The sequence below is a fragment of the Streptosporangium sp. LJ11 genome (assembly GCF_051918945.1).
Taxonomy (GTDB): Bacteria; Actinomycetota; Actinomycetes; order Streptosporangiales; family Streptosporangiaceae; genus Streptosporangium.
Window position 1 is genome coordinate 58,657 of sequence record NZ_JBPXMB010000005.1, and the last position, 11,823, is coordinate 70,479.

General features: G+C 70.9%; 11 protein-coding genes. 3 read left to right on the forward strand and 8 right to left on the reverse strand.

Going from position 1 to position 11,823, the window contains the following annotated elements; translation table 11 throughout:
- Positions 1-44: 44 nt before the first annotated feature.
- The gene (locus tag ACTOQ3_RS09260) at positions 45-1,304 is read left to right on the forward strand and encodes an alpha/beta fold hydrolase (RefSeq protein ID WP_440082942.1); all 1,260 of its coding nucleotides are present in this window, start codon (positions 45-47) and stop codon (positions 1,302-1,304) included.
- Between the two features lie 144 nt (positions 1,305-1,448).
- Here the strand turns inward: ACTOQ3_RS09260 and ACTOQ3_RS09265 are convergent, their stop codons facing one another.
- The 8 genes from ACTOQ3_RS09265 to ACTOQ3_RS09300 form a co-directional block, all read right to left on the reverse strand.
- Complete coding sequence (locus ACTOQ3_RS09265; protein ID WP_440082943.1) at positions 1,449-2,921, reverse strand: ATP-binding protein; 1,473 nt, start codon at positions 2,919-2,921, stop codon at positions 1,449-1,451.
- Complete coding sequence (locus tag ACTOQ3_RS09270) at positions 2,918-4,597, reverse strand: FAD-dependent oxidoreductase (protein WP_440082944.1); 1,680 nt, start codon at positions 4,595-4,597, stop codon at positions 2,918-2,920. The genes ACTOQ3_RS09265 and ACTOQ3_RS09270 overlap by 4 nt, the downstream gene beginning before the upstream one ends.
- Before the next feature lie 85 nt (positions 4,598-4,682).
- Positions 4,683-5,609, reverse strand: a complete 927-nt coding sequence (locus ACTOQ3_RS09275) for a TrmB family transcriptional regulator (protein WP_440082945.1) — start codon at positions 5,607-5,609, stop codon at positions 4,683-4,685.
- 354 nt (positions 5,610-5,963) lie between these two features.
- Positions 5,964-6,554, reverse strand: coding sequence for a TetR/AcrR family transcriptional regulator (locus tag ACTOQ3_RS09280; protein ID WP_440082946.1), 591 nt, complete (start codon positions 6,552-6,554; stop codon positions 5,964-5,966).
- A gap of 244 nt (positions 6,555-6,798) precedes the next feature.
- Positions 6,799-7,812: a glutamine synthetase gene (gene glnII, locus ACTOQ3_RS09285; RefSeq protein WP_440082947.1), complete on the reverse strand. Its 1,014-nt coding sequence runs from the start codon at positions 7,810-7,812 to the stop codon at positions 6,799-6,801.
- Between the two features lie 281 nt (positions 7,813-8,093).
- Complete coding sequence (locus ACTOQ3_RS09290; RefSeq protein ID WP_440082948.1) at positions 8,094-8,729, reverse strand: MerR family transcriptional regulator; 636 nt, start codon at positions 8,727-8,729, stop codon at positions 8,094-8,096.
- 114 nt (positions 8,730-8,843) lie between these two features.
- Positions 8,844-9,437 carry an HAD family hydrolase gene (locus ACTOQ3_RS09295; protein WP_440082949.1) on the reverse strand — a complete coding sequence of 198 codons (594 nt, stop codon included), beginning with the start codon at positions 9,435-9,437 and terminating at the stop codon, positions 8,844-8,846.
- A gap of 175 nt (positions 9,438-9,612) precedes the next feature.
- Positions 9,613-9,981, reverse strand: a complete 369-nt coding sequence (locus ACTOQ3_RS09300; RefSeq protein ID WP_440082950.1) for a hypothetical protein — start codon at positions 9,979-9,981, stop codon at positions 9,613-9,615.
- 199 nt (positions 9,982-10,180) lie between these two features.
- Between ACTOQ3_RS09300 and ACTOQ3_RS09305 the strand changes: the two genes are divergently transcribed.
- Both ACTOQ3_RS09305 and ACTOQ3_RS09310 read left to right on the forward strand, forming a co-directional pair.
- Positions 10,181-11,056 carry a MurR/RpiR family transcriptional regulator gene (locus tag ACTOQ3_RS09305; protein ID WP_440082951.1) on the forward strand — a complete coding sequence of 292 codons (876 nt, stop codon included), beginning with the start codon at positions 10,181-10,183 and terminating at the stop codon, positions 11,054-11,056.
- 2 nt (positions 11,057-11,058) lie between these two features.
- Complete coding sequence (locus ACTOQ3_RS09310) at positions 11,059-11,817, forward strand: sugar isomerase domain-containing protein (protein ID WP_440082952.1); 759 nt, start codon at positions 11,059-11,061, stop codon at positions 11,815-11,817.
- Positions 11,818-11,823 lie beyond the last annotated feature (6 nt).

Sequence of the window (11,823 nt, forward strand, 5' to 3'; positions counted from 1 at the left end):
ACCTGGAGCGGAAGCCGTCGCCCGGGTCCGATAGCTTTCCGTGGGTGACTGTCCTTCTGCCCGGTGTGGCGCTCACCGACCACGTGTTCACCGTTCCCCTCGACCACGCCGACCCCGGTGGCGAGACGATCGAGGTCTTCGCCCGTGAGGCGGTGGACCCGGCGCGGCAGGGGGAGGACCTGCCGTGGCTGCTCTTCCTGCAGGGCGGTCCCGGGGGCAAGTCACCGCGCCCGGCCGCCGCCGACGGGTGGCTGGGGCACGCCTTGAAGACCCACCGGGTCCTCCTGCTCGACCAGCGGGGGACCGGCCGCAGCACCCCCATCACCGCGAAGACCGCGCGCGGCACGGACGCCGAGCTCGCCGCCCGCCTCGGGCACTTCCGGGCCGACTCGATCGTGGCCGACGCCGAACTGATCCGGCGCGAGCTCTGCGGCGACCGGCCGTGGGAGACCCTCGGCCAGAGCTACGGCGGTTTCATCACGCTGACCTACCTCTCCCGGGCTCCCGAGGGCCTGGCGGCCTGTTACGTGACCGGGGGCCTGTCCGGGCTCGACGCCACCGCCGACGACGTCTACTCCCGCACCTACCCGCGCGTTCGCGACAAGGTGAACCGCTACTTCGCCCGCTACCCGCACGACTCGGGCCGTCTGGACGCGATAGCCGACCACCTGCGCCTTCACGAGGTCCTCCTCCCGGACGGCGACGTGCTGACCGTGCGCCGCCTGCAGACCCTCGGCATGTGCCTGGGCATGAGCGACGGGGCCGAATACCTGCACTGGGTGCTGGAGGAGGCCTGGACCGGCGACAGGCTCTCCGACCTGTTCCTGTACGAGGTCATGATGGCCACCGGCTTCGTCGGCAACCCGCTCTACGCGGTCCTGCACGAGTCGATCTACGCCCAGGGCGCCGCCACCGGCTGGGCCGCGCACCGGCTGCTGCCCGAGGAGTTCGAGGAGGACGCGGCGACGACGCTGCCCACCGGGGAGATGATCTACCCGTGGATGTTCGACGAGATCGCCGCGCTCCGCCCCTTCAAGGGCGCCGCGGAGATCCTCGCCGCGGCCACCGGCTGGCCCGCCCTCTACGATCCCGCCCGGCTGGCCGCCAACCGGGTCCCGGTGGCCGCCGCCGTCTACTACGACGACATGTACGTCGACGAGGGCCTGTCCATGCGCACCGCGCGGGCGGTGGGCAACCTGCGGACCTGGGTGACCAACGAGTGGCAGCACGACGGTGTCCGCGTCTCCGGGGGCGCCGTCCTGGCTCGCCTGATGGACATCTCCCGCGGCGTCCACGGCTCCTGAACGTGCCCGGCTTCCTGGACGCCCACGGCTCCTGAACGTGCGCGGCTCCCGCGACGGCCAGGGCCCCCGGGCGTCCACGGCGCCCGGACGGCGTGGGCGTCATGGCACCTCCCGCCGCCGGGCGGGAGGTGCCGCCGGGCGGTCTCAGGTGGAGGAGTCGGCCGTCTCGGTGAGGGGGAGACGCACCTGGAAGCGGGTGTCGCCGGGCTCCGACTCCACGCGCAGGTCGCCTCCGTGGCGGCCGGCGACGATGCGGAAGGAGATGTCCAGGCCGAGACCCGTGCCCTCGCCGACCGCCTTCGTGGTGAAGAACGGCTCGAAGATCCGCTCGCGCAGGGCCTCGGGGACGCCGGGGCCGGTGTCGCAGATCTCGATCAGCGCGATCGTGTCGTGTTCGAGCCGGGTGCGGACGGTCAGGACGCCGGTGCCGGCCATCGCGTCCAGCGCGTTGTGGATCAGGTTGGTCCACACCTGGTTGAGCTCCCCGGCGTAGGCGGGGATGGGCGGCAGCTCGGGGTCGTAGTCGGTGGCGATGGTGATCCCCGGCGGGATCTTGCCGCGGAACATGGTGAGGGTGCTGTCCAGCAGCTCCCGCACGTCCACCGTCTGGTACGGCGCCCGGTCCATCTGGGAGTACTGCTTGGCGGAGGCGATCAGGGAGGAGATCCGCTCGGTCGCGTCGGTCACCTCGTTCAGCATCTGGGTGATCTCGACGGCCTCCGACAGCCAGTGCATCGCCCCGTCCAGGTAGCGCTCGCCCAGCGCCTCGCGGATCTTGTCCATCTTGGCGATCTTGAACCCGGCCGCCACCAGCGGCGGAGCGATCTCCCAGGCGTCCTCCACCCCCGCCTCCTCCAGGGCGTCGGCCAGCTCGTCCTCGGCGTCGGAGATCTCCAGCGGGGAGCGGGGCGACGGCTCGGAGATGCTGGCGGCGCACGCCTCCTGCAGGTCGATCAGGGCGCGCAGCCGCTGGGGCTCGATGCCGTCCTCGGCCAGCGCGGCCAGCCTCCTGCGCGTGCTCTTCACCTTCTCCCGCAGGTCGTCCACGGCCCGTACGGCCGCCGCGGCCGGGTTGTTGAGCTCGTGGGTGAGCCCGGCGGTGATCGTGCCGAGCGCGGTCAGCCGCTGCCGCCGGTCGATGAACTCCCGCTGGGCCATCCCGCCCAGCCGGGCCCCGTCCAGAAGGTGCACCGCCATCGGGAACCACTCGGCCATGATCATGCCGTACTTCCTGGCCGGAAGCATGAACATGCGCGTCGGCTTGGTGGCGCGCAGCGTGTGGCCGTAGGTGGCCGGGGCGCGGTCGCCCAGGTAGGCCAGGACCGCGCCGCCGTAGACGCCGGGTTGCGAGTTCGGGGTCATCGTGACCGGCCCGGCGGTGGTCTCGGTGATCATCACCACCTCGCCGTCGATGAGCACGGCGAAGCAGTCGGCCGGATCACCCTGCTTGACGATCGCCTCGCCCGCGTCGTACTCCTCCTCGTCGCCGTACCTCGCGAGCCACCGGAGCTTGTCGTCGTCGAGCTTCTCGAAGAGGAACAGCCCGCGGAGCACGTCGATGTCGATCATGTTCCCTCTCTCGTGGGCGCCGGGAGGGACCTGGTCCGGGGCGGTCATGTCTTCTCCAGGTAGCGGTGGACGAGGGCCACGGCCATCGCGCCCTCGCCGACCGCCGAGGCGACCCGCTTGATCGAGTCCGCCCGGACGTCGCCGGCGGCGAACACCCCCGGCACGTTCGTCTCCAGGTGGTACGGCTCCCGCCGGAGCGGCCAGTTGCGCGGCCTGCTCTCGTCGGCGGTCAGGTCGGGGCCGGTGAGGACGAAGCCTCTCGCGTCGCGCTCGATGGTGTCGCCGAGCCAGTCGGTGATCGGCTGGGCGCCGATGAAGACGAACAGCCACTCGGCCTCGACGGTGCGCTCGCCCTCGGGGCCCTTCAGCGTGATCCGCTCCATGTGGCCCTCGCCCTCGGCGCCGACCACCTCGGTCTCGGTGTGCACCTCGATGTTCGGGATCCGCGAGATCTGCTCGATCAGGTAGTGCGACATGGTCCGCTCCAGCCCCTCACCCCTGACGATCAGGTGGACCTTGCTGGCGTACCCCGACAGGTAGACCGCGCCCTGGCCGGCCGAGTTGGCGGCGCCGACGATGTAGACCTCGCAGTTCGCGCACTCGGGCGCCTCGGTCAGGGCCGCGCCGTAGTAGCAGCCGGAGCCGATGAAGTCCTCCAGGCCGGGGGCGTTCAGCCGCCGGTAGGAGACGCCGGTGGCCAGGATGACGGTGTGCGCGGCGATCGAGCCGCCGTCGGCGAAGCCGACCACCCGGGCCCGGCCCTTGACCTCCAGGCTGGTGACCGTGCGGGCGGTGAGCATCTCGGCGCCGAACTTCGCGGCCTGGCGTCGCGCCCGGTCGGCGAGCTGGGCGCCGGAGACGCCGTCGGGGAAGCCCAGGTAGTTCTCGATCCTGGAGCTCTGCCCCGCCTGCCCGCCCGAGGCGTGCTGCTCGACCATCACGGTGCGCAGCCCCTCGGAGGCGCCGTAGACCGCGGCGCCCAGCCCGCCGGGGCCGCCCCCGATCACGATCAGGTCGTAGAAGTCGGTGGCCGGGGCGGTGGACAGCCCCACGGCCTGGGCCAGTTCGGAAAGGCTCGGCGCGACGAGCTTCGTACCGTCGCCGGTGATGACCAGCGGCAGCCTGGCCGGGCTGACGGCCGCCTTCTCCCCCGCCGCCTTCTCCTGGGCCGCCGCGAGCAGCTCGGCGCCCTCCGGGGAGTCGGCCAGCATCCAGCGGTAGGGCACCTGGTTGCGCGACAGGAAGTCCCTGACCTCGTACGACGGGGCCGACCAGCGGGCGCCCACCACCCGCAGCTCGTCGGACTCGCGCCGGTCCGTCCGCTGCCAGGCGTCGAGCTGGGCGTCCAGCACCGGGTAGAACTTCTCCTCCGGCGGGTCCCAGGGCTTGAGCATGTAGTGGTCGAGGTCGACCACGTTGATCGCCTGGATCGCGGCCTCGGTGTCGGCGTAGGCGGTCAGCAGCACGCGGCGCGCGTAGGGATACAGGTCCATGGCCTGCTCCAGGAACTCCACGCCGTTCATCTGGGGCATCCGGTAGTCGGCGAGGATCGCCGCCACGTCGTCGCCCCGCAGCCGCAGCTCGCGGACGCTGGCCATGCCGTCGGCCGCTGTGTCGGCCCGGACGACGCGGTAGGAGTGGCCGTAGCGTCGCCGCAGGTCCCGGGCGACGGAACGGGACACGCCGGGATCGTCGTCGACCGTCATGATGACCGGTTTTTCCATGTCCTGCCTTCCCCCGATATAGAGACATCCGATATGGAGACAATCTCTCCAAAGGATGTCACATCCGTGTTAAACCCAACGTTCGTCAAGAGTGGTCGTGGGGGGCGAGGTGCCCAGGTGACGGGGGAGAACCGTAGGGACGGTGACCGGGTACCCCGGCGGCGCGCAGCAGGGCGGCCGGGCGCTCGCGGTCCGCGAGGAAGCGTCTGAGGTCGGGGTCGGTGGACCAGATCCCGCGCATGGTCTCGTGCCCGACCCGGTCGGCGACGATCTGCAGGGCGATGTCCTGCCTGACGTACTCGACCGCCATCGCGACGACGGCCGGATCCTCGGTGTAGACGCCCCACGCGGTGCCCCCGGCGAAGCCGCCGATCAGGGCCTCCCGCCGGTCACCCGCGACGACCAGCAGCCGGTGGTCCGGGTTCTCCTTCGCGGTCCCCTCGCCCTCGGGGACGGCGCCGGGGGAGGGGAAGCGGTGCTCGTACAGGTTGCCGACCGGTTCCCGTGCCGCCCCGAAGTGCATCACCGAGGTCTCGACGCCGCGCTCGACCGCCCGCCTGATCAACGAGGAGAGGAGTCCCATCTCCTCGGGCCAGATCGACAGGAACAGGTCGCCCCGTGCCCCGGCCACCACGTCCTCGGCCCGGGCGAGCAGCGCCCCGGCGTCCTTGAGGTTGTGGATCAGGTAGGCCTTGGGCGGCGCCACGATCACGGGCAGCGAGACCTCCAGCGACTCGATCGAGTCGGTGAACTCCCTGCGCATGCGCTCCAGCAGGGATCGCGGCGGCAGCGGCAGGTAGTCGGTGGCGTCGTCGGAGCCGCGCAACTCGTAGGCGGCCCCTTTGGCCACCAGCTTGCCGAGCGTCTCATAGACGGTGCTGCGCGGCACGCCTGAACGCTTGGCGACCTCGTAGCCGTTGAGGGGCTGTCCGGCGCCGACCAGGGTGACGTACGCCTTGGCCTCGTAGCCCGACATGCCCAAGCGCTGTAATTGCTCCACTACGTCCCGCATCGCAGTTATGGTACGGCGCGAGGTACCCGTTTAGCGCTGTCCTAAAGCACCTGTTTTGTAGGATTTTCGTGACGTTAGCTCGTTCCGACCCGTGGAACTGGGGTAACGGAACGGGTAAGCGCTCTCTGGGGAAACATTTTACTTTTCTCCGGTCCGGCGGATTCATCGTGCGTGCTCAGACGCCCGGTGACGATCACGCGCCGGAGCCGGTCCCGGTCCGGCACCCGCCCGGACCGGCGAGGGCCCCGGCGGGGCGCGCCGGGCGGCCGGAGCCCGTCCCGCGCGGATGGCGCGCCCGGTAATTTCGGTCCGGTCCGCGCTCCCGGTCGGCTCCCGGCCGGCTCCCGACCGCCGCTATCCCGCCCTCAGGGCCCTGAGGGCGAACTCCACGACCGTGTCGGCGTACTCGTGGGTGAGGGGGGCGGTACGCAGCATCCAGCGGTGGTAGATCGGCCCGTACAGCAACTCGACGGCCACGCTCAGATCCGCGTCCTCGGCCACCTGGCCCGCCCGCCGGGCGGCGCGCAGCCGCTCCCTCGTCGCCTCCAGATGCGGCCCCATGATCCGCTCGATGATCTCGGTGTTGATCCCGGGGTCGTTCAGCGCCTCGATGGTCATCGCCCGGCTCATCGTGTCGAGCCTGGGGTCGTTGTACTCGTCGACGATGGCCCGCAGCACGACGCGCAGGTCGGCGCCGAGGTCGCCGGTGTCGGGCAGCGCGAAGTGCCCCTTCTCGTCCCCGGTCACGGCGAGAACGGCGTCGACGAAAACGGCGCCCTTGGACGGCCACCAGCGGTAGATCGTCTGCTTGCCCACCCCCGCGCGGGCGGCGATCGCCTCCACCGTCAGCTTGGCGTATCCGGACTCGGCGACCAGGTCGAAGGCGGCGCTCAGGATGGCCTGGCGCGACTGCTCGCTGCGACGGGCCGGGTTCGGTGTTTTCACGTGCCCGAATGTATCATCCAGCGAGTCGGAACGTCTCGTCTTGCCTTCCTTCGTCTTTCTCGCCTTCGCCGTGCCCGGCCGTCTCGCTCGGTGGCCTCGCCGGCCGATCCGGCCTCGGGGGATCCGGACACCGGCGACCACGAGCCCGGGTTCCGGTCCCAGCGGGGAGAGCGAAGGCGGAATGCCGAAGGCCGCGGCCGCCCCCGGCAGGGCGTCCGCGGCCTTCGGAGTCCGTCGGTCGGGATCAGACCTGGTCGGCCTTCTCCAGAGCGGAGCAGCAGGTGCTCACGATGAGGCGGGTGACGAGGTAGGGGTCGACGTTGGCGTTCGGACGCCGGTCCTCGATGTAACCCTTCTTCTCCACCTCGACCTGCCACGGGATGCGGACCGAGGCGCCGCGGTCGGAGACGCCGTAGCTGAACTCGTTCCAGGGGGCGGTCTCGTGGAGGCCGGTGAGACGGTCCTCGATGCCGGAGCCGTAGTGCTTGACGTGCTCCAGGGCGTTCGCGGCGAGGGCCTCGCAGGCGGTGACGATCGGGTCGTAGCCCTCGCGCATCGCCTTGGTGGAGAAGTTGGTGTGCGCGCCCGCGCCGTTCCAGTCGCCCTTCACCGGCTTGGCGTCCAGGGTGGCGCCGACGTTGAAGTCCTCCGCGGTGCGGTAGAGCAGCCAGCGGGCGATCCACATGTGGTCGGAGACCTCGACGGGACCGGCCGGGCCGATCTGGAACTCCCACTGGCCCGGCATGACCTCGGCGTTGATGCCGGAGATGGCCAGCCCGGCCTCGATGCAGTAGTCGAGGTGCTTCTCGACGATCTCGCGGCCGAAGACCTCGTCGGCGCCGACGCCGCAGTAGTAGCCGCCCTGCGGGGCCGGGAAGCCGCCGATCGGGAAGCCGAGCGGGCGGCCCTCCTTGAAGAAGGTGTACTCCTGCTCGATGCCGAACCAGGACTCCTGGTCGGCGTACTTCTCGGCGACCTCGACGAGGGCGGCGCGGGTGTTGCTGGAGTGCGGGGTCATGTCGATGTTGAGCACCTCGCACAGCACCAGCACGCTGTCGCCGCCGCGAATCGGGTCCGGGCAGGTGAACACCGGCTTGAGCACGCGGTCCGAGGAGGAGCCGTCGGCCTGGTTCGTGCTGGACCCGTCGAAGCCCCAGATCGGGAGCTCCGCGCCGTCCGCCATCACCTTGGTCTTGGAACGAAGCTTGGCGGTCGGCTCGGTGCCGTCGATCCAGATGTATTCAGCCTTGAAGGTCATCGGCGGAGTCCTTGGGATGGAGGGATCTGCTGCTCCCAAAGATTCGCAAGTCGCGATTTCGCATCTGTTGCCCGTGTGTGAACAGGGTGTTACCCAGCCCTATATGAGCTGGCAGTGGCCGTGTTGGAAATCCGCACACCCGTGTTTCAGGGCTGTGAGCTGCCGTTTCGCGGGACGGTTGGAACGATGGAGACATGCGTCACAGGGGAGACCGATTATTGCTCTAGGGCGCTTGAATCCCCTTTGTCTTATATGAGGTAGGAAGTACCGAAGACTATGGCTCAGGAAGTGCCGAAGACGCGGGCCGAGACCGACTCGTGGGCGAGTCTCCGCATGATGTCGAGCACCCTGCCGTGCACGACGGTGCCCAGGACCATGGCCTCGACCGCGGCCTCGCGGGAGCCGCCGAGCGGGATGGTGCCGATCTCGTGTTCGGTCACGAGCCGCAGGGCGGCGTCGGCGTAGGGCCGCAGGGCCTCGCCGTCGGCGGGCATGCCGAGCCGGCCGAGGGTGAGGACGGCCTGGGCCAGCTCGTCGCGGGCCGGGGCGCCGGGATCCACCTGCCAGCCGAGATCGTCGATCATGGCGTCGGCCTCGGCGCGGGCGCGCGCCCACTCCTCGCCGGACGCGTGCGGCTCGACCGCCGGGGCGATGGCGTAATGCGCGGTGCCGAGCACGCGGTGCAGGTTCAGGCTCGTGTCGTCGACGGCGGCCGTCACCTTGGCGATGGAGGCGATGGACAGCCGTCCCACCTCCAGCAGTGCCCGGATCAGCCGCAGCCTGCGCAGGTGGTCCTCGCCGTAGCTCGCTCTGGTGGCCGAGATCTGCTCCCCGGCGGGAAGCATGCCCTCGCGCAGGTAGTACTTGATCGTCGGGATGGGCACGCCCGATGCGGCGCTGAGCTCGGATATCCGCATCATTGGATAGTACAGGTAGCCAACGTGGGGCCGTCCCCCGGCCGCGCCACGACGCCGCCGGAGGCGTACCCGGTGGAGCGGGGAGAACGTTCCAGCGGGGCGAGGGAGGGCCTTCTAGCGGAGCGAGGGGCGCACGTCGATGACGGTCATCCCGGCGGCGAGGGCGGAGGCCACTCCCTCGTCGGTGTCCTCGTAGGCGACGCAGGCGTGCGGGGCGACGCCGAGGCGGCGTGCCGCGAGGAGGTAGACGTCGGGGGCCGGCTTGCCGTAGCGGACGTCGTCCCTGGTGACCACGGTGTCGAAGAGGGGGCGCAGGCCGGTGACGCGCAGGGTCTCCTCCACGGCCTGGCGGGCGCCTCCCGAGGCCACGGCCATCGGCACCCGCCCCCGGTGCGCCTCCGCGACCGCGCTGACCGTCTGGTGCGGGGTGACCGTGTGGATCAGCCACTGGTAGGCGTCCAGTGCCGCCGCGCGCACCGCCTGGTAGTCGAGTTCGGCTCCGGTCTCGGTCTCCAGCTCGGCCAGCAGGCGGTCGGCGGACAGGCCGGTGCGGGCCTGGTACCAGGCGGGGTCGAGGTCCACCTGCCATCCGGCCAGCGCGGTCCGCCAGGCGCTCTCGTTGGCGGCGGCGGTGTCGACGAGGGTCCCGTCGCAGTCGAAGACCAGGGCGGCGTACGGCGTGGAGGGCTGGAGTCGCTGATGGAGCATGGTGGCCTAACGCGTGAAAGTGGATCTCCCTCCACTTTACCGCGCACGTAAGCGATCAATCGCTCGCCTGGGGGATGGTCGCGTCACCGTGATCGGGTGAGACCACGACGGCGGGCGCGGGGGCGCGAGGGCCTGCCGGGGAATCCGCCGGGGAACCGGCCGGGTGGGGAAAGGTCTAGCTGATATCGCCCCAGCCGTCGTGCCGGGCCCTGGCCAGCTCGGCCTCCATCTCCTCCAGCTCCTGCATGAACCCCTGGAACCCCCTCGGGCCCAGACGGCGCCAGACGAGCAGCTGCAAGGACCGGGTCTCCTCGTCGAGGGGCGGCTCCTGGCGGAGCGGCGCCAGCAGCTCCTGGGCCTGGCGGTCCGCCGCCTGGAGCTCCTCGACGGTGAAGCGGACGCCGTGCTCGCGCTCCAGCAGCCGGATGTGCGGGTCGTTGCGCAGTCTCTGGTCCCTGGCGCGCCTGGCGCGCCGGGCGGCCAGCTCGTCGTGGACGTGCGCGTTGGAAACCTGGTGCGGCGTGTCGGCCGGACGTGGAGTCATCGTGGGGTTCGCCTCCGTCGGGCGGCTCCTTTTCTGGAACCTCTGTTAGAAACGACGCTCGACAGGCGCCGAAGGTTGGCGGAATTTTTCCCCGAAGCCTCGGCGCCGTGGGCGTTGTGCCCCCAACCGTGCCCTCGACGGCCTTGACGCGAGCTTGACTTGAGAATAATTTTCACCCAGATGACTTCCGATGAAAGGAATGCTTGTGGCCGCAGGCGCGCTCGGACGCATACAGACCGAGACGCCCGCGCTGCCCGAGGCACTGCGCCGGGTGGGGGAGGCGATCCTGGCCGACCCCGCCGAGGCGGCACGCTCCACGATCATCACGCTGGCCGAGCGGAGCGGCAGCTCGCCCGCCACGGTGACCCGCTTCTGCCGGGTGTTCGGCTTCGCCGGGTACGCCGGGCTGCGGGTCGCGCTGGCCACCGAGAACGGGCGCGCCGCGCAGGCCAACTGGGACGCGGGGGTGGGCCACGAGATCGGCCCCACCGATCCGCTCGACGCGGCGATCGGCGTGATGGCCGCCGCCGACTCCCGGCTCATCCAGGAGACGGCGGCCCAGCTGGACGCGGGCACCGTCGCCAAGGTCGCCGAGGCCATCGTCGCGGCCCGCCGCGTCCTCATCTTCGGGGTCTCCACCAGCGGGGCGGTGGCCCTGATGATGGGCGGGCGGCTGCGCCGGATCCGGGTCCCCTGCTGGAGCCACGCCGACGCGCACGAGGCGCTCGCCGACGCCGCGCTGCTCGGCGAGGGCGACGTCGCGATCGGCATCTCCCACCAGGGCCGGACCCGCGAGGTGCTGGAGTCCCTCGGCGAGGCCGGCGACCGGGGCGCGCTGACCGTCGCGGTCACCTCCTTCGCCCGCTCCCCGCTGGCCGAGCTGTCCGACCTGGTGCTGACCACCGCCAGCCGCGAGACCACCTTCCGGCTGGGCGGCCTGGCCGCCGTCCACTCCCAGCTCTTCGTCCTCGACACCGTCTACGTCGCGGTCGCGCAGCGCACCTACGAGCAGACGAACGAGGCCTTCGAATTGACGATCCGGGCTCTGGAGAGCCATCGCGTGGAGAGGAGCTGACCGTGGAGATCGGGGCTTCCGAGTACGTTCACGAGATCAAGGCCCTGGTGGACGAGGTGTCCAGGACCCAGACGGCCGCGGTGGGGGACGCGGCGGCGCTGATCGTCAAGTCCCTGCACGGCGGCGGCGTGATCCAGGCGTTCGGCTCGGGCCACTCCGAGGCGATCGCGATGGAGATCGCCGGGCGCGCGGGCGGCCTGGTGCCCAGCAACCGCCTGGCCCTGCGCGACGTCGTCCTGTACGGGGACGCCCCGGTCGGCATCCTCCTCGGAGCGGCCGGCGAGCTGGAGCGCGACCCCTCGGTCGCCCGGCGGATCTACGACCTGGCCCCCGTCGAGCCGCGCGACGTGTTCGTGCTGATCTCCAGTTCCGGGGTGAACGGGTCGGTGGTCGAGCTGGCCTCGATCGTCAAGGAGCACGGGCACGACCTGATCGCCCTGACGTCGGTGCAGCACAGCACCGCGATGACCTCCCGCCACCCCTCGGGCCGCAAGCTGCTCGACCTCGCCGACGTGGTGCTCGACAACCGCGCCCCGTACGGCGACGCGGTCCTCCCGCTCCAGGACGGCGGCACGTTCGGGGCGGTGTCCACGATCACCTCGGCGCTGCTGGCCCAGATGGTCGTGGCCGAGGTGGTGCGCGGCCTGACCGAGGCGGGCCTGACCCCGCCGATCTACCGTTCCGCCAACGTGACCGGCGGCGACGAGCACAACCGCGCTCTCGAGAACCGCTACGCCGGAAGGATCCGGCGAGGTGCCTGACCACCG